Origin of the sequence: Pseudomonas sp. YuFO20 (assembly GCF_035064975.1) — a bacterium.
Classification (GTDB): domain Bacteria; phylum Pseudomonadota; class Gammaproteobacteria; order Pseudomonadales; family Pseudomonadaceae; genus Aquipseudomonas; species Aquipseudomonas putida_AE.
The window spans coordinates 29,785-47,662 of record NZ_JAXDEO010000051.1; the positions used below are offsets into that span (position 1 = coordinate 29,785).

Consider the following 17,878-nt stretch of genomic DNA (forward strand, 5'->3'; position numbering starts at 1 on the left):
CCTTCCCTCCCCTGTCACAGGAACCACAACGCGCCATGGCTCAACTCACCTCGCTGCAGACCAAAGTCGCCGGCCAGATCCTTTCCGCCATTCAGTCCGGCGACCTGCAACCCGGTACCCACCTCAAGGAAGTGGAACTGAGCCAGCGCCTGGGCGTGTCGCGCTCGCCGATCCGCAGTGCCCTGTCGTACCTGGCCGAACAACAGCTGATCGAGCCGCTGCCGCAACAGGGCTTTTGCGTACCGCTGCAAAGCTCTGCGGTGTTGCCGCAACAATTCGATGAGCTGCACAACGAGGAAGACGAGCTTTACACCCGGCTGATCGACGACCGGCTGAACCAGGTGTTGCCCGACCAGATCTCCGAGAGCGACCTGTTGCGCCGTTACGGCGCCGGCAAAAGCGTGCTGCGCCGTTGCCTGTTGCGGCTTTCCGATGAGGGCGTGATGCAGCGCAAGCACGGTCACGGCTGGATGTTCCTGCCCACCCTGAGCAGCCCGCAGACACGCTTCGAGAGCTATCGCTTTCGCATGCTGGTCGAGCCGGCCGGCCTGCTCGAACCCACCTTCAAGATCAATCCCGAACAATTCCGGCGCTGCCGCCAGCGCCAGCTCGAACTGCTCGAAGGCCAGGTCGACGGCCAGCGGTTTTTCGAAAGCAACGCCGAGTTTCACGAACTGCTGGCGGCGGCGTCCGGCAATACCTACATCCTGCAGTCGATCCAGCAGCAGAACCGTTTGCGGCGCCTGACCGAGTTTCATTCGGCGAGTAACGTCGAGCGGGTCAAGGTGTCCTGCCTGGAGCACCTGGCAATTCTTGATGCGCTGGAACAGGGGGATAACGAATGGGCTTCGACCCTGTTGCATCGGCACCTGGAGGTGGCTAGCAAGATGGGGGTGGCGCGTAACAAGGGGTGATGTTTTAAACGATGACGCGGGGAACCTGGAACCCCGCAGCGCTCTCAGGTTTTTCGCGAGCAAGCTCGCTCCTACAGGGGCCCGCCTGCGCAGAACCTCCTCTCGGCCTCTCGATGGGGCCAAAGCAAAAGCGAGGCGGCCTGTGGGCCGACCTGATCCCAAGTCAACGCGTCCCCCTGTAGGAGCTGGCTTGCCAGCGAAGGTCGTTAACGATGACGCGCCCTGTCTGAATGAAAGCGTTCTCCAGACGTTTTTCGCGAGCAAGCTCGCTCCTACAGGCAAGAGGCTAAACCATAGGTGGCCGTTACCGCAGGAATGGATATGTACGCGGTCAACAAAACACAGGTCGGCTGTCAGGCCGCCATCGCCGGCAGGCCAGCTCCCACAGTTTGATCGGAGCCAGCCCCCAAATTTGACTGGCGTACACACAGGAGCATTCATCACCAAAGCGCCACGGTGTAACCAAGGATCACCCGGTTTTCGTTCATGTCCCGCAGGTAATTGGCCTTGCTAAACCCATTACGCCAGCGCAACGAAACCCCCTTGAGCGCCCCCGACTGAAACACATACCCCAGGTCGATATCCCGCTCCCACTCCCGCCCCTCGCCAGCAAACCCCAACACCTGGGCCTGATCGCCCTTGGCCCATCGAGTAGAGAACGTCAGCCCCGGAACCCCCAACACCGCAAAGTCAAAGTCGTAGCGCGCATGCCAGACCCGCTCATTGGTCTGGGAGAAGTTACTCAGCTGATACTCCGAGAACAGATAGGTGTTGGTGCCATCGACATAGGTGAAAGGCGTGTCGCCGAATTGCTCCTGATAACCGCCACCCAGGCTGTGGCCCTTGTAGCTGTAGGCCACGCGAGTACTCAGCGCACGGTTGTCGACTTGACCCGCCAGCCCTGCACCGGCCTTGTCCGCATCGAAGTAACGGATATCGGTTTTCAGCGTACCGCCGCCGAGGGCGAAGCTGTTTTTCAGGCCCACGTAGTGCTGCTGGTAGATGTCGTCCAGCTGGGCGAAGTGATAGGTCAGGATCAGGTTCGGCATGAGCTTGTAATCGCCGCCGATGAAACGGAACTGATCACTTTTGGCCGAGCTCTTGTAGGCGCCGCCTTGACTGGTCAGCCCCATGTCTTCGTAATCGGTGGATTCGCGTTGTTTGGTCCGGTCGATCTGGCCGCCGGTCAGGCTCAGGTCCTTGATGTCGGCGGACGTCACCTGGGTGCCACGGAAGGTCTGCGGGAACAGCCGGCTGGTGTTGGGTTGCAGCGTTGGCAGGTCCGGCAGCAGGTAGCCGCTGCGCAACTCGCTTTTGGCGAAACGCATTTTTCCGGTCACGCCCAGCTTGGAATATTCGTCGTGCGCACGCTTGGCGTAGCTCGGTTGACCCGGCTCGGCCTCGTTGTCCCGCGACAGCAAACCCGAGCCTGAGCGGTCGGGGCTGGAATCGAGTTTCAAGCCGAGCATGCCGACCGCATCCACGCCAAAACCCACCGTGCCTTCAGTGAACCCCGACTTCAGGTTGAGGATGAAACCCTGCGCCCATTCTTCGCGTTTGGACTGCCCGGCGTCTTCACGGTAATCGCGATTGAAGTAGTAGTTCTTCAGTTCCAGGTCGGCCTTGCTGTCCTTGATGAACTCGGCCTGGGCCTGGGCGCTCAAGAGGCCCCCGCCCATCAGGCTGACACTGGTCACGATCAGGCTCAGATTGTTGTTGCTCATGTTTGGCTCCTGTTGGTCTTATTGTTTTTTACGGGCATGACTCCCCCCTTCGCGCCGGTTTCGGGACAGGCGCGCGGGGTGTGATCAGGGGGTTAAATCAAACGTTGGCCGGTCGTATTCGGTAGCCGCCGTCAGCGAGTTTTTCCAGAGGGCTGGCCGCCGCCAGCAATTGCCGTGTATAGGGGTGCCGCGGAAAGTCGAAGACCTGGTCGCGCGCGCCGACTTCCACCACTTCCCCCTGGTGCATCACCGCCACCCGGTGGGCAATGCGCTCCACGGCCGCCAGGTCATGGGAGATGAACAGGCAGGCAAAGCCGTACTGCGCCTGCAAGCGCTCGAACAGTTCGAGAATCTGCTTCTGGATGGTCATGTCCAGCGCGGAGATCGGCTCGTCGGCGATCACCAGTTGCGGATGGCGCACCAGGGCACGGCCAATGGCGACACGCTGGCGCTGGCCACCGGACAGTTGATGGGGAAAGCGCTCGACGAACTGCTCGCCCAGGCCCACATCACGCAAGGTCTGCGCGACCCGCTCGCTGCGCTGGAAGGCATTGAGGTCGGGCTCGTGACGCAGCGGCTCAGCCAGGATCTCGCCGATTCTCATCCGCGGATTGAGCGATGAATACGGGTCCTGGAAGATCATCTGGCATTGCAGCCGATGGGTGCGGTTGGCGGCCTTGAGAATGTCCACGCCCTTGAAGCGGATCGCCCCGGCACAGGGTTTGATCAAGCCCACCAGCGAACGACCGAGGGTGGTCTTGCCCGAGCCACTGCCACCGACCAGCGCCAGGGTTTCCCCCGGCGCAATGGCCAGGCTGGCCGAATGCACCACGCGCTTGTACTGGCGTTTGCCCCAGAACGAGGGTGGCCCGGGATGCTCGATGCACACCTGATCGACTTCCACCAATGGGCCCTTGCTCAGCGGCAGCGCTGCCAGTTCGCCGCGCCGGGGCAACGCCTCCAGCAATTGCCGGGTGTACTCGGCCTTGGGCGTCAGCAGGATGTCATTGATCGTGCCCTGCTCCACCGACTTGCCATGGCGCATCACCACCACTTTATGGGCATAGCGCGCCACCAGTGACAGGTCATGGCTGATGAACAGGATCGCCGTGCCCTGCTCGCGGGTCAGTTCCAGCATCAGCTCGATCACGTCCAGCTGGGCCAGGCAATCGAGCGCGGTGGTCGGCTCATCGGCGATCAGCAGCGCCGGACGCAATAGCATCACCGACGCCAGCATGATCCGTTGGCGCATGCCGCCGGAGAACTGGTGCGGATAGGCTTGCAGGCAGCGCTCGGCGTCCTTGATGCCGATGCGCCGCAGCATGGTCAGGCAACGCTCGCGGATCTGCCCGGCATCAAGGTCGGTATGCAACTGCAACGCTTCGCTCATCTGCTGGCCGATCTTCAACGCCGGATTGAGCGACACCATCGGTTCCTGGAACACCATGCCGATGCTCGCCCCACGGATGGCCCGCAACCCGGCAGTATCGAGGGTCACCAGGTCACGGCCCTGGAACTCCAGGCGGCCACCGCAGACTTGCATCGGAGGCGGCAGCAACCCGATCGCGGCCCGAGCGGCCATGGTCTTGCCGCTGCCGGACTCGCCGACCAGTGCAACGATCTCGCCCGGTGCGACACTGAAGCTCAGGTCGTCGACCGCCAGGGGGCCATCGTCACCCACGCGGATCTTCAGGTTTTCCACGCTCAACAACAGATTGCTGGATGCCATGCTCATTTCCTCATCCGCGGGTCGAGACGATCGCGCAGTGCATCGCCGAACAGATTGATTGCCAACAGCGCCAGGCAGATGAACAGCCCCGGGAAGATCCCCAGCCAGCTGGCCGAGGCGATGTAGGGCCGGCTGCTGGCGAGCATGTTGCCCCAGGTCGCAGCGGGTGGCGGCACGCCCAGGCCCAGGAAGCTGAGGGCACTTTCCGAGAGCAGGGCCCAGCCGAACATGCTGGTGGCCAGCACACAGAGCGGCGCCAGACAGTTCGGCGCGATATGCCGCAGCATGGTGTACAGCTCCGAGTTGCCGATGACCCGCGACGCTTCGATGTACTCCAGTTCGCGCAGCGACAGCACCGTGCCCCGTACCACACGCACCACCGATGGCGTGTAGGCGATGCCCAGGGCGAGGACGATCCCGTATTTGCTCGCACCGATGATCGCCATGATGCCCAGGGCCATGAGAATTCCCGGAAATGCCAGCAACGCATCGTTGAACATCATCAGCAAGCGGTCGGTCCAGCCGCGCAGGTAACCGGCAAGCATGCCGATCAGCGTACCGGCAAGCACCGCGACCGTGACAGTCAGCAGGCTGATCCACAGGCTGGTGCGGGCACCGATCAACAACCGGCTGAAGACATCGCGACCAAACTCATCGGTGCCCAGCCAGTGCATCGCAGACGGTCCTTGCAGGCGCGACAACAGGTCGATGCGCAACGGGTCGAACGGGGTCCAGACCAGCCCGAGCACGGCCAGGGCAATCAGCACCAGCAACAGGCTGCCACCGATCAGGGCGTTGGCCGCCGGCCACGCACGGCGCTGCTTGACAGGTGGGCTCGCGGCACCGACAAAGGGGGCCACAGGGATATTCGAACTCATAACTTCACCCTTGGATCGAACAGTGGGTAGAGCAGATCCACGCAAAGGTTGACCAGCACATAGATGAAGGTGATCAGCAGCAGGCAACCCTGCAGCACGGGGTAGTCGCGGGCGAAAATCGCATCCACCATCAGCCTGCCGATGCCTGGCAGGGTGAACACGGTTTCCAGCACCGCAATCCCGCCCAACAGGTTGCCGAGGATCAGCCCGACCAGGGTCCATGTCGGCGCGAAGGCATTGGGCAAGGCATGGCGCCACAACACCGCACGTTCGGACAGCCCCTTGGCACGGGCATGAGCGATGTACTCCAGGCGCAAGACTTCAATGGTGCTGGCACGGGCCATGCGCGTGATCGCACCCAATTCCACCAGCGTCAGGGTGATCACCGGCAGCACCAGGAAGCTCATGGCTTGCCACGGCGCCTGGGCAAAGCTCACGTAACCCACCACCGGCAACCAGCCCAGCTTGATGCCAAAGGCATGCAGCAACAGCAGGCCGAGCCAGAAGCTGGGAATCGACAACAGTAAGGTGGCGGTGGTCACCAGCCCAAGGTCGAGGGCGCTGTTCTGTTTCCAGGCAGCGATCAGGCCGACCGGCACCGCAATCAGCGTGGCCAGGAAAACCGCCACCAGCACGATGATCGCGCTGACGCTGAAACGCTCCAGAATCAGCGGCAACACCGCCTGTTTGGTGCTGATGGAAAAGCCCAGGTCACCGCTCAGCACCGCCTTGAACCAGATCAGGAACTGGGTCGCCAGCGAGTGATCCAGGCCCAGATTGCTTCGCATGTCGGCCAGGCTCTGCGGGTCGGCCATGTCGCCGAGCATCAACAGCGCCGGGTCACCGGGAATCAGGCGAATCAACGCGAACACCATCACCGAAATCAGCAACAGGGTCGGTATCGCCATCCCGAGTTTTTGCAGGATAAAACGCAACATGATCAGGCTCCGCGTTACTGGGCTGCGAGGCTGACGCCCCACAGTCGCGGCTTGGCCACCGGCCAGGAGTGGTAGCCACGGACGCTGTCGCGCAGCCCACCGATAATGGTGCCGTTGTAGATGATCACCATCGGCGTGTCCTCGATCATCATGCGATGCAACTGATCGAACAGCGCCTGGCGCTTGCCCGTGTCGCTCTGGCGCACCGCATCACGCAGCAACGCCTGGGCTTGAGGGTTATCCCAGACCTTACGCGGTTCCTTGCTCTTGTCGCCCATCAGCGAATCGAAGCCCAGCGCCGGGTCCAGGCGCGATGAATAGGAAAACGACATCATCTGGTAGTTACCGCTCTGGTAACGCTCCAGTTGCGTGCCCCACTCCAGGGTTTCCATCTCGATGTTCAAGCCGGTGGCCTGGGCCATGGCCTGGCTCAACACGCCCATGTCGAACATCTGCTGATAGCGTTTGTTGACGATCATCTTGATCGGCTGGCCGTGGTAACCGGCCTCCTTCAGCAGACGTTGGGCCTCTTGCGGGTCGTACTGGTAACCCTGTTTCGCCGTGGTGTCGTAGAAGGGACTGGTTTGCGGGATCGCCGAGTTGTTGGGCTCGGACAAGCCGTTGGACAAGGCGGTGACCATTTGTCCGTAATCCAGCGAACGGGCGATGGCCTGGCGGATGCGCACGTCCTTGAGCAACGGGTCGTTGGTCTGGAACAGCAGGCCGCAGATCGCCATGATCGGGCTGACTGACACCTGGATTCCCGGCATCGCCTTGAGTTCCTGGGCGTCGCTGGCAGTCACGTCTGGCAGCAGGTCGACGTTGTTCGACAGCAGAGCCGCCTTGGCCGAGGCCGCATCGGGAATGATCATGAAGCGCACGGTGTCGACCAGCGCCTGCTTCTTGCCGGTGAAGCCATCCGGCCCGGCATCGTCACGGGCGCTGTAGTCCTTGAAGCGCGCCAGCTCCACGGACTGGCCGGGCTTCCACTGCGCGAGGGTGAACGGGCCGGTGCCGATCGGCGCCTTCCAGCGCCCGTCCGCCGCGACCGAGTCCGGATGCAGGATGCCACCACCGCCGCAATCGGGCCGGGCCATGGACGCCAGGAACAATCCGCTGGGCTGATCGAGCTGGAACACCACGGTGAGCGGGTCCGGGGTGGTGATGTTGGTGATCTTCGCCCCGCCGCGACCATCGAACTCCGCCAGGCAGCGCCACTGTGTCTGCGGGTTGAGGTAATGCGACCAGGTCCACTTGACGTCGGCGGCGGTCAAGGTCGCGCCATTATGAAAGCGCACCCCTTCGCGCAGCTTGAAGGTATAGGTCAGGCCGTCGTCGGACACCTGCACCTCCCTGGCCAACAGTGGGCCGACGGACGCGTCCTCGCGATGGGCCACCAGGCCTTCGACGATGTGCAGCATGACGGTATCGGTGTTCTCGTCGCGGTTGACGCCGGGCTCGGTACTGCGGATATCGGCATTGAGGCCCACGCGTAACGTGGTGTCGGCCTGGGCCTGGGCAATGGCGGCCCCGAACGCGACCACGCCAAACGCATGCAGGGTGACGCAAAGAGATCTGTTCAATAAGCGATTCACGGGAGATGTTCTCCTTCGCTGAAAGGTCCGGCCAGGGGCAGAGCCGGTTTCAACCTGTGTTTATGTCGTTTTTGTTATGGCCTGACCTTAATCAGCGCCGCATGCGATTTTGTTTTTTTAAATTCGCACGGACATATTCACAGCATGAAGATCGCATTGCAATGTTTTTTTCATCATATAAAAACATTGCCTTGAACTTTATCAGTCAGGGCCGGCCCCTTCGCGAGCAAGCCCGCTCCCACATTTGGAATGCATTCCATTGTGGGAGCGGGCTTGCTCGCGAAGAGGCCCTTAAAGACAGCGAGAGGTCTCAGAGCCGAAACCGATCCACCGACTGCGACAACTGACCCGCCAGGCTCGACAACTCATCCGTGGTCGAAGCCGTCTGCCCGATCACCTTGCTGTTGCCCTCAGACATCCCGGCAATCATCTCCACCTGATGGGCGATTTCATTGCTGGCCAGGCTCTGCTCGCCGATGGTGCGGCTGATGTCGTTGACCAGTTGCGTGGTGTTGAGCGTGGCCTCGAGGATTTCGCGGATGGCGCGCTCGACGTCGGCGGTCACGGCCATGCCTTTGTCGACCTGGGCGACACCCTCCTCCATGCTGATCACCGCCTCGCGGGTGCTCTGCTGGATGCGCGAGACCATGGCGGCGATTTCCTGGGTCGAGGCGCTGGTGCGGCCTGCCAGGCTGCGCACCTCGTCGGCCACCACGGCAAAACCACGGCCCTGCTCCCCGGCGCGTGCGGCCTCGATGGCGGCGTTGAGCGCCAGCAGGTTGGTCTGGTCGGCGATGCCCTTGATCACCTGGATGATGCTGAAAATCCCTTCGGATTCCTTGTCCAGCGTGCGGATCACCTGCGCCGACTGCTGCGCCGAACGGGCGATGCCGTCCATGTCGTTGACCACCTGATGGATCACCCGTCCGCCATCCTTGGCCAGCGCCTCGGCCTGGTTGGCCATGTCCAGCGCTCGCCCGGCATGCCGGGTGATTTCCTCGATGCTCGCGGTCATTTCGCTGGCGGCGGCGGCCATGGTGCTGGCGGCAGCGCTTTGCTGCTGGCTGCTGCCGGCCACTTCGTGACAACCATTGCTCAGGCGTGTGCTCATGCCGCTGACGCCATGGGCGTTGCTGCGCACCACTTCGATCATGCCGCGCAAATCTCGCTGCATGGTCGCCAGGCTGCGAATCAACAGGCTGGCTTCGTCGGTGCGGGTCGGCTCGACAATGGGTTCGCTCAAGTTGCCGTGGGCGATGCTCTCGGCAATGCGGCTGGCCGTGCGCAACGGCCCCATGATGCTCAGGATCACCCAGCGGCCCTGGGCCAGCAACAACAACAGGCTGGCGATGAGCACGGCGCCGAGGGTCAGGTTGGCGCTGCCGAGTACCTGGCGGGTGCCTGCACTGGCCTGTTTGCTGTTGCTTTCAATCAGCTCGCTGAGGGCGGCCATCTGCTCTTCCAGTTGGCTGAACGCGCTGTTGAAGGTGCCGAGTTCCTTTTGCGCGGCCTCGGGATTTTCCAGGGCCATGCCGACAATGCGCTCGGCCGTACTGATGTAGGTGTCAAGGCTGGGCTTGATCCTGTTCAGCGCGGTTTTCAGGGTGTCGTTGACCGGCAGCTTGAGGTTGTCGCCGAGCACTTGCCGAAAGTGCGCCGCATGCTCTTCGATGGACGTGCGCACCTCGGCCTGGCTGCTGGTGCTCTTGCCCAGCCCGACCAGCATCGCCGACAACACGTCGGCGCGCAGCGCGTCGTGCATCATGTCGGCTTCCATGTGGTTGCGCAGCACGGTCATGCCCACTTCGTTGTCCTGCACCGCCTCCGCCATCCGGGCCGTCCCCAGGTAACCGACCAGGCCCATGACCAACGCGGTGAGCAACCCGGTCCCTATCAGCAACAGTAAACGCAGTTTAATGGACACGCTGTGGTTCCTCTTCTGACACGTGGGTTGGCGGCCAACGGCCACCGCGAATGGCATCTCAAGAGGTTATCGACGGGTCTCTGCGCGAATTGAAGGCTATTGCCACTGATTGCGGTTTTTGCGACATGCGGTAGGTAAAGCGGCTGTGTCTGCCGTATTGAGCAGGGAAACCAATACCAGGCTGACGAATGCACCGGCGACGGCCAGCGCCATGTCCTTTTGCGAATCCCAGGGGTCGTTTTGCGCGCCGACGAAGGCTTTTGCCGTGTCGTCGCCAAGGTAAGCGCCACCGATCCATTCCACCAGTTCGTAGACGGCAGAAGTCGACAGCATGATGTTCAGGGCCACGAAAAACAGCCAGCGCCCGCGCAACGGGGTAAGCCGCAGCAGCACTTCGCGGACCGGCCAGGCCATCAACAGCCCGTAACTCAAATGCACCAGGCGGTCGTAGTGGTTACGGTGCAGGCCAAGGCTCTTGTTGAAGCTGACCCCGGTCAGTTCCGAACACCAACGGTCGTACGGCACCAGGGAATAGGTGTAATGAGCTCCCAGTTCGTGGATGCACAAGAACACGAACACCAGGGTGAGTGAGGCCGCAGACAGGCGAAAGCGGCGATAAAACACCACCAACGTCCCCACCAGCAGCAGCGCCAGCAGGTTTTCCAGCGCCCAATCCACCCGGCTGCGAGGGGCATAACCCAAGGCGATGACGATCAGCAGAAACAGGATGAGCAGCGTCAATTCGTATCGCGGATGTTCCTTGGGCTGCATGTTTTGAAGTCCTCGAACCCTGGCACCATTGAAGTCGCAACACCTTTTAACTTTGAGACAAAACCAGGGTGCAAGTTCGCTTTTTTCCTCCGCCCCATGCTAGGTTGTACGATGACCGACGAGTAATCTGGTACACGTCGATCCGCTCCCCCACAACAACAAGGAAACAACATGAAAAAAGCAAAAATGCTGATCGGTTTTCTGTGCCTGTTCAGCGGCTACGTGGCCGCCACCCCGGCTGCCGGGGACAAGGACGTGGCGCAAGCCGTCGACCACTTGACCCAGGCGATGCTGCACAAGGACATTCCTGAACTGAAGGCGTTGACCGCCGAGAACCTCACCTACGGCCATTCCAGCGGCAAGATCCAGGACAAGAAAGCCTTCATCGCCGATATCGAAACCGGCAAAAGCGCCTTCAAGACCCTGGAGATGCAGAACCAGACCATCACCGTCTCCGGCGATGTCGCGCTGGTCCGCCATCACTTCTCGGCCCAGGCCCTCAAAGGCACCGAGGTGGTCCCGACGGAAATCGAGAATTTCCAGATCTGGCAGAAACAAGACGGAAAATGGCTGCTGGTAGGACGCCAGGCATTCAAGTTCTGATGGTTGGCTGATCCCGAAAAAAAGGGGGCGAATCGGCGTCTACCCGCCCTTCGCCCCCTTTTGTGTTGCGCTGACTCACCCGCTGGTTTCAGTGCCCGCGAATGTAATGTTCAAACTGCCGGATCAGGTCGGCCTGCTCGACAATGGCCTCCTTGACCAGATCACCAATCGACAGCAACCCGATCAGCTCGCCATTCTCCACCACCGGCAGGTGCCGCAAATGGCTGTCCGTCATGACCGCCATGCAATGCTCGATGCTCTGTAGGCTATCGGCCGTGACCACCGGGGAACTCATGATGGCCCTGACCGGCGTGCCGACTGACGAACGTCCCAGCAGGACCACCTTGCGCGCATAGTCGCGCTCGCTGATCACCCCGACGACCTGGCCCTTGTCGATCACCGGCAACGCGCCGACGTTCTTTTCGGCCATTTTCTGCACGGCCTCCAACACCATGGCGTCCGGGCCGATGCTGTGCACCTGCTGGTTTTCCACGACCTTGAGCTTGAGCAACTGTGCGGCTGTCTTCATGTCCGTCTCCTGCTGAAAAAGGCACTCAGGCCACTGCGACTTCCACCACCCCGTCGTTCAGCCGCACCGGCCATACCCGCAAGCGCTGTTGCGGGTACTCCAGGCAACTGCCGTCCTCAAGACGAAAATGCTGCTTGTAGATAGGCGAGGCAACGACCAGGTCGCCCTTGATGCTGCCCACCAGGCCGCGGCCGATGACATTGGCCCCGGATTGCGGGTCGTGGTTGTCGATGGCATAGAGGTTTTTACCCTCCATGCCCGGCAGGTAGAACAGCGCCACCTGGGCACCGTCCAGCCACACCACCACGCCGGAGTCATTGACCAGGTCCTGCTGGCTGCACACCGATTGCCAGGTGGCAGACGCAGTGGTTTCAACGCGTTGGCTATTGGACTGGTTCATCAAACGCTCTCCTCGGTAACAGGGATCAGGTTGAGTTCGGCCGCCATGATCGGCCGGCGCTGGCCGCGTTCCTGGACGAAGTGGATGTCCGGGTCCGCGCGTTTGTCGTTGACGAAAGTACGGAAGCGCTTGAGCTTTTCCGGGTCCTTGAGGGCGTTGGCCCACTCGCATTCGTAGCGATTGACCACCAGCTGCATCTGCGACTCGAGCTCGGCGCCCAAACCAAGGCTGTCGTGGATGATCACGTCCTTGAGGTAGTCCAGGCCGCCTTCCAGGCTTTCGCGCCAGACCGAGGTGCGCTGCAACTTGTCGGCGGTGCGGATGTAGAACATCAGGAAGCGGTCGATGTAGCGGATCAGGGTCGCGTCGTCGAGGTCGGTGGCGAACAGCTCGGCATGGCGCGGGCGCATGCCGCCGTTGCCGGCGATGTAGAGGTTCCAGCCCTTCTCGGTGGCGATCACGCCGACGTCCTTGCTTTGCGCTTCGGCGCATTCACGGGTGCAGCCCGACACGGCGAACTTGAGCTTGTGCGGCGAGCGCAGGCCCTTGTAGCGGTCTTCGATGGTCAGGGCCATTTGCACGCTGTCCTGCACGCCGTAGCGGCACCAGGTGCTGCCGACGCAGGACTTCACCGTACGGGTCGACTTGCCGTAGGCGTGGCCGGTTTCGAAGCCTGCTTCGATCAGTTCGCTCCAGATGTCCGGCAACTGATGCAACTGGGCGCCGAACAGGTCGATACGCTGGCCACCGGTGATCTTGGTGTAGAGGTCGTATTTCTTCGCTACAACGCCGATGGCAATCAGCTTGTCGGCGGTGATCTCGCCACCGGGAATGCGCGGCACCACTGAATAGGTGCCGTTCTTCTGCATGTTGGCCATGAAGGTGTCGTTGGTGTCCTGCAGCGGCACCAGCGACGGGTCCATGATCGGCTGGTTCCAGCAGGACGCCAGGATCGAGCCCACCGCCGGCTTGCACACGTCGCAACCGGTGTGGCCACGGCCATGCTTGGCCAGCAGTTCTTCGAAACTGATCACCCCTTCCACCCGCACCAGCGCATACAGCTCCTGGCGGGTGTAGGCGAAGTGTTCGCACAGGCTCTTGTCGACGCTGACCCCACGGGCGATCAGCTCATGCTCGAAGACTTGCTTGAGCAACCCGGCGCAACCGCCGCAACCGGTGCAGGCCTTGGTTTGTGACTTGAGCAGGCCGAGGTCGGTACAACCGCCGTCGATGGCCGAGCAGATGGCGCCCTTGGTCACGTTGTGGCAGGAGCAGACCGTGGCGGTTTCCGGCAAGGCGCCAGGGCCGAGGGTCGGTGCGCCTTCGGACGAAGGCAGGATCAGCGCGGCGGGCTCGGAAGGCAATGCGATCGCGTTCTGCATGTATTGCAGCAGCGTGTCGTAGTAGCTGTTGTCGCCGATCAGCACTGCACCGAGCACCTGTTTACCGCTGGCGTCGACCACCAGGCGCCGGTAGCTGGCACTGGTTTCGTCGATGAACTGATAGCTGCGGGCGCCCGGCGTGTTGGCGTGGGCATCGCCGATGGAGCCGACGTCGACGCCCAGCAGCTTGAGCTTGGTCGACATGTCGGCGCCCTGGAACGGCTCGGCGGCATCGTCACACAGGCGCGCGGCGACACTGCGGGCCATCTGGTAGCCGGGGGCGACCAGGCCGAACAGGCTGCCATTCCACGATGCGCACTCGCCGATGGCGTAGATGTGCGGGTCGCAGCTCAGGCAGGTGTCGTCGATCACCACGCCACCGCGCGGGCCGATGTCCAGCGCGCATTGCCGGGCAAGAGCGTCCTGGGCACGAATCCCGGCGGAGAACACGATCAGGTCGGTCTCGAGGAATTCGTCGTTGGCAAAATTCATCCGATAGCGGTACTGCTCGCCGGCGCTGATCGATTGCGTGGCGCGGGACAGGTGCACACCGACGCCCAGCCGCTCGATCTGCGCCTTGAGCGCCAGCCCACCGAGGTCATCCAGTTGCACCGGCATCAGCCGTGGCGCGAATTCCACCACGTGCGCTTCGAGTCCCAGGCTTTTCAGGGCGTTGGCGGCTTCCAGGCCGAGCAGGCCACCGCCGACCACCACACCGCGCCGGGCATTGGCCGCCGCGGCACGGATGGCATCGAGGTCTTCCAGGGTGCGATAGACCAGCCGCGAATCGCCTTCGGCGCCTTCGATCGGCGGCACGAACGGGTAGGACCCGGTGGCCAGGACCAGCTTGTCGTAGGCCACACAGCCTTGCGCGGTGATCACCTGGCGCCGGGCACGATCGATTTCCAACACCGGCACCCCCAGGTGCAGGGTGACGCCGGGCGTCTGGTACAACGCCGCGTCGCTCAGTGCCAGCGACTCGGCATCGCGACCGGAGAAGTATTCGGACAGATGCACGCGGTCGTAGGCACGCATCGGCTCTTCACTGAAGACGTGCAGCCGATAGCGATCAAGCGCGCCGCGCTCGATCAACTGCTCGACACAATGATGCCCGACCATGCCATTGCCGATCACGATCAGCGTTTGCAGCTTGTTCAAACTGGCTACATTGGAATTCATATACGACCCTGCCCAAAGCCCATCACGGTGAAAAAAAGCAAAAAAAAACGCCTGAAACCTTGCGGTTCCAGGCGTCTTTGCCTGTTCTTTTGCGGTGTTGAAACCAGACGGCCATGCCTGATCCACCGATGTTGCCCACGACCTGTGCGGCCAGTCGATCGTCGTTGACCGAGAGGGCTGCCCTTCTTTTTCAGAGGGGCTTGAGGGGAGCGATGCAGTGTTTGTGCCAGATTGCTGATTGATACTTCCACGGTCGTGAAAACTGGCGTGATGACCGCGAGTCAGGCGTGTTTCTGGCGGATTGAGCGGGTCGGGCGGCTGTTGCAGCTTGCGATAGAAAAACTCGGCAAACCGCTTCGCACTGGTGCACGTTGTCAGGCATGGCGCTTTAAAAGTGCATGCAGCGGCCGATTGCGCTGCCGGGATTTCAAACCGTGTAATGCTGGCGGAGATCACGGCGAATTGGGTGCTGGATCAGATTGATCCGCCTTGATGGGTGTTCCGCCCTTCAATAATGCGCTGGTCTTTCGGCCGCCATCGCCGGCAGGCCGGCTCCCACAGTAGATTGGGCACGGCCGCGAGAGACGGGTTGGCTGTCAGGCCGCCATCGCTGGCAAGCCAGCTCCTACAGGTTTCGCGCAGGTAAATTGAATTTTTGGCGTGACGCATATCCGTAGGAGCCGGCTTGCTGGCGATGCGATGGTGGCCGTTATGCCGCCATCGCTGGCAAGCCAGCTCCTACAGGTTTGCGCAGGTAAGTTGAATTTTTGGCGTGACACATACCCGTAGGAGCCGGCTTGCTGGCGATGCGATGGTGGCCATTATGCCGCCATCGCTGGCAAGCCAGCTCCTACAGGTTTCGCGCAGGTAAGTTGAATTTGTGGCGTGACACATATCCGTAGGAGCCGGCTTGCTGGCGATGCGATGGTGGCCGTTATGAGGCCATCTCGGGCGAGCCAGCCCTGCAGTGGATCGGGTCCATAAGCGGGAGTTTGCAGCGTCAGCAACACCGCGTATTACATTTCCCACGACCGAAACGCGCCTCCTGACGCTCACGAAAAAACGCCTCCTGGCTCATCACCGGCTCCCCCGGATGGGTGATCGCCCGCTGCGCAACGTAGTTGTCGTAATCAGGTACGCCCACCATCAAACGCGCACTCTGGCCAAGGAAACGGGCGGCTTGCTGCAGTTTACGGATCATGACGATACTCGCTTCAACTCGTTGGAAAGCGCCATCTAATCGCAAGTTTGTATCTGCAATGTGTCGGCATCCGCCGCGTTTGTATTTTCATGTATTACACCGACCGCGACCTTTTGGCGCATGACCGGCTGGCCATCGATTGAGCGCCAACGGGCAACAGTTTGTTAACATCCACGCGCTTTTTCTCGTCTCAGAGATCAGCCACTGTAGATTTCCAGTCGCTACACAGGATGCTTTTTTCCATGAGTACGTTGTATTCCCGCCGCACGGTCCTGCAAGGCATGAGCCTGCTGAGCCTCGGCCTGCTCGCCGGCTGTGATGACAGCAGCAAGCTGTCGTTCAAGTACGGCAAGGACCTGAGCGACAAGATCATGGGGCGTTCCTTCAAGCTCAAGGATGCCGAAGGCGAAACCCGCATGCTCGGCAGCTATCAGGGCCTGATGCCGATGATCTTCTTCGGTTTCACCCAGTGCCCGGCCGTCTGCCCGACCACGCTGGCACGCGCCGCCCAGGCAAAGAAACTGATGGGCCGCGATGGCGAGCGCCTGCAAGTGATCTTCATCACCCTGGACCCCGAACGCGATACCCCCGAGTTGCTCGACAAGTACGTGAAGGCCTTCGACCCGAGTTTCGAAGCGCTGTCCGGCACCCTGGAAGAAACCGCCGCCACCGCCAAGGAGTTCGGCGTATTCTTCGAGAAAGTCCCCAGCGGCGATACCTACACCCTGTCCCATACCGCGACCAGCTTCGTGTTCGACTCCCGGGGCAATTTGCGCCTCGGCCTGTCCGCGTCCCTTACCGCTCAAGAGTGCGCAGAAGACCTGCTCACCGTCATGGAGGTCTGCTGATGACTTTGTTTTGCGCACCCCGTTTCAAACAACTGGCCCTGGGCCTGACCCTGATCGGCATGGCGTGGCAGGTGTCCGCGCAAACCCAGGTCAACGACGCCTGGGTCCGGGCGACGGTGGCCGGCCAGCCTTCGAGCGGCGCCTTCATGACCTTGCAGGCCGACACTGACAGCAAGCTGCTCAGCGTGCAGTCGCCGGTGGCGAAGTTGGTGCAGATTCACCAGTCGAGCATGAAAGACGATGTGATGAGCATGCAGCAGGTCGAGTCCGTGGCGTTGCCGGCCGGCAAGGCGGTGAGCTTCGATCCCCATGGCTACCACATCATGCTCATGGACCTGACGGGCCAGATCAAGGAAGGTAGCAAAGTGCCGTTGACCTTGACCGTGGAAAACGCCAAGGGCGAGAAAGAGACGATCAAGGTAGACGCCGAGGCCCGGGCACTGGGTACGATGGATCACGGCAACATGGATCACAGCAAGATGCATTGAGGGACTGACGGCCTCCCTAACGGAGGTCGCTCTTTGATGGGAGGTGCGTACTGATGACGACGAACACCGAAACCGCCATCCTCGCTGGCGGCTGCTTCTGGGGCATGCAGGATCTGCTGCGGCGCTACCCTGGCGTGATCTCCACGCGGGTGGGCTACACCGGTGGTGATGTGCCCAATGCAACCTATCGCAACCATGGCTCCCACGCCGAAGCGATCGAAATCGTCTTCGACCCGGAGCAGATCAGTTATCGGCAGATCCTTGAGTTTTTCTTTCAGATCCATGATCCGAGCACCCTCAATCGTCAGGGCAACGATATCGGCATGAGCTATCGCTCGGCGATCTATTATCTGGATGAAGCGCAACAGCGCGTGGCCGAGGATACAGTGGCCGACGCTGATGCCTCTGGCCTGTGGCCGGGCAAGGTGGTCACGGAGATCGAACCCGCCGGGCCGTTCTGGGAGGCGGAACCTGAGCATCAGGACTACCTCGAGCACTATCCCAACGGCTACACCTGCCACTTCATACGACCGAACTGGACGTTGCCCAAGCGTAAATGATTTGTGGGCGCTGGCTTGCTGGCTATGGTGTCCTTGAGGGCCTCTTCGCTGGCAAGCCAGCTCCTACAATGGGTTGCGCCGCACGTGAAACCGTGGCCGCCTCGGACCTGTAGGAGCCCGGCTTGCCGGCGAAGGTGTCCTCGAGTATTGCATCGATCTTTCGGGCCTCTTCGCTGGCAAGCCAGCTCCTACAATGGGTTGCGTAGCGCGTGAGT

The 17,878-nt window shown here is 61.6% G+C and carries 16 protein-coding genes and 2 pseudogenes; 6 read left to right on the plus strand and 12 right to left on the minus strand.

Annotation, left to right across the window (positions count from 1 at the left end):
* Nucleotides 1-35 precede the first annotated feature (35 nt).
* A complete protein-coding gene (locus SOP85_RS24345; RefSeq protein ID WP_323628471.1) occupies nt 36-914 on the plus strand; it encodes a GntR family transcriptional regulator in 879 nt (292 codons plus the stop codon).
* A 440-nt stretch (nt 915-1,354) separates the two neighbouring features.
* On the opposite strand, the gene SOP85_RS24350 is transcribed toward SOP85_RS24345, so the two are convergent.
* The 8 genes and pseudogenes from SOP85_RS24350 to SOP85_RS24380 form a co-directional block, all read right to left on the minus strand.
* Nucleotides 1,355-2,638: an OprD family porin gene (locus SOP85_RS24350; RefSeq protein WP_323628473.1), complete on the minus strand. Its 1,284-nt coding sequence runs from the start codon at nt 2,636-2,638 to the stop codon at nt 1,355-1,357.
* Nucleotides 2,639-2,735: 97 nt separating this feature from the next.
* On the minus strand, nt 2,736-4,367 hold the full coding sequence (locus SOP85_RS24355) for an ABC transporter ATP-binding protein (protein ID WP_323608878.1): 1,632 nt from the start codon (nt 4,365-4,367) through the stop codon (nt 2,736-2,738).
* Nucleotides 4,368-4,369: 2 nt separating this feature from the next.
* Nucleotides 4,370-5,245, minus strand: a complete 876-nt coding sequence (locus tag SOP85_RS24360; protein WP_323628474.1) for an ABC transporter permease — start codon at nt 5,243-5,245, stop codon at nt 4,370-4,372.
* Entirely contained in the window at nt 5,242-6,183 is a 942-nt protein-coding gene (locus tag SOP85_RS24365) for an ABC transporter permease (RefSeq protein WP_323628476.1), read from the minus strand. Before SOP85_RS24365 ends, SOP85_RS24360 begins: the two co-directional genes overlap by 4 nt.
* A gap of 14 nt (nt 6,184-6,197) precedes the next feature.
* The gene (locus tag SOP85_RS24370; RefSeq protein WP_442967940.1) at nt 6,198-7,778 is read right to left on the minus strand and encodes an ABC transporter substrate-binding protein; all 1,581 of its coding nucleotides are present in this window, start codon (nt 7,776-7,778) and stop codon (nt 6,198-6,200) included.
* Between the two features lie 310 nt (nt 7,779-8,088).
* Complete coding sequence (locus SOP85_RS31460; RefSeq protein WP_414920062.1) at nt 8,089-8,952, minus strand: methyl-accepting chemotaxis protein; 864 nt, start codon at nt 8,950-8,952, stop codon at nt 8,089-8,091.
* Nucleotides 8,947-9,759, minus strand: a pseudogene (locus tag SOP85_RS31465) (MCP four helix bundle domain-containing protein); the annotation flags it as partial. The pseudogene SOP85_RS31465 and the gene SOP85_RS31460, both read right to left, overlap by 6 nt.
* 39 nt (nt 9,760-9,798) lie before the next feature.
* On the minus strand, nt 9,799-10,473 hold the full coding sequence (locus tag SOP85_RS24380; RefSeq protein WP_323628478.1) for a DUF2238 domain-containing protein: 675 nt from the start codon (nt 10,471-10,473) through the stop codon (nt 9,799-9,801).
* Nucleotides 10,474-10,644: 171 nt separating this feature from the next.
* On the opposite strand from SOP85_RS24380, the gene SOP85_RS24385 reads away from it, so the two are divergent.
* On the plus strand, nt 10,645-11,076 hold the full coding sequence (locus SOP85_RS24385; protein ID WP_323628479.1) for a nuclear transport factor 2 family protein: 432 nt from the start codon (nt 10,645-10,647) through the stop codon (nt 11,074-11,076).
* Nucleotides 11,077-11,164: 88 nt separating this feature from the next.
* On the opposite strand, the gene SOP85_RS24390 is transcribed toward SOP85_RS24385, so the two are convergent.
* The 3 genes from SOP85_RS24390 to nirB are packed head-to-tail and all read right to left on the minus strand — an operon-like array spanning nt 11,165 to nt 14,566.
* Nucleotides 11,165-11,605: a CBS domain-containing protein gene (locus SOP85_RS24390; RefSeq protein ID WP_323628480.1), complete on the minus strand. Its 441-nt coding sequence runs from the start codon at nt 11,603-11,605 to the stop codon at nt 11,165-11,167.
* A gap of 25 nt (nt 11,606-11,630) precedes the next feature.
* Nucleotides 11,631-12,005, minus strand: a complete 375-nt coding sequence (gene nirD, locus SOP85_RS24395; RefSeq protein WP_274077806.1) for a nitrite reductase small subunit NirD — start codon at nt 12,003-12,005, stop codon at nt 11,631-11,633.
* The gene (gene nirB / locus SOP85_RS24400) at nt 12,005-14,566 is read right to left on the minus strand and encodes a nitrite reductase large subunit NirB (RefSeq protein ID WP_274077805.1); all 2,562 of its coding nucleotides are present in this window, start codon (nt 14,564-14,566) and stop codon (nt 12,005-12,007) included. Before nirB ends, nirD begins: the two co-directional genes overlap by 1 nt.
* 421 nt (nt 14,567-14,987) lie before the next feature.
* On the opposite strand from nirB, the pseudogene SOP85_RS31470 reads away from it, so the two are divergent.
* Nucleotides 14,988-15,059, plus strand: a pseudogene (locus SOP85_RS31470) (DUF6124 family protein); the annotation flags it as partial.
* Nucleotides 15,060-15,566: 507 nt separating this feature from the next.
* On the opposite strand, the gene SOP85_RS24405 reads toward SOP85_RS31470, so the two are convergent.
* On the minus strand, nt 15,567-15,767 hold the full coding sequence (locus SOP85_RS24405; protein ID WP_274077804.1) for a YbdD/YjiX family protein: 201 nt from the start codon (nt 15,765-15,767) through the stop codon (nt 15,567-15,569).
* Nucleotides 15,768-16,009: 242 nt separating this feature from the next.
* Between SOP85_RS24405 and SOP85_RS24410 the strand changes: the two genes are divergently transcribed.
* From SOP85_RS24410 to msrA, 3 genes are read left to right on the plus strand one after another with little or no spacing between them, the layout of a single operon-like run.
* A complete protein-coding gene (locus SOP85_RS24410) occupies nt 16,010-16,615 on the plus strand; it encodes an SCO family protein (RefSeq protein ID WP_323628481.1) in 606 nt (201 codons plus the stop codon).
* Nucleotides 16,615-17,103, plus strand: a complete 489-nt coding sequence (locus SOP85_RS24415) for a copper chaperone PCu(A)C (RefSeq protein ID WP_323628482.1) — start codon at nt 16,615-16,617, stop codon at nt 17,101-17,103. Before SOP85_RS24410 ends, SOP85_RS24415 begins: the two co-directional genes overlap by 1 nt.
* Before the next feature lie 53 nt (nt 17,104-17,156).
* Complete coding sequence (gene msrA / locus SOP85_RS24420) at nt 17,157-17,663, plus strand: peptide-methionine (S)-S-oxide reductase MsrA (RefSeq protein ID WP_274077802.1); 507 nt, start codon at nt 17,157-17,159, stop codon at nt 17,661-17,663.
* The last annotated feature ends 215 nt before the right edge of the window (nt 17,664-17,878 follow it).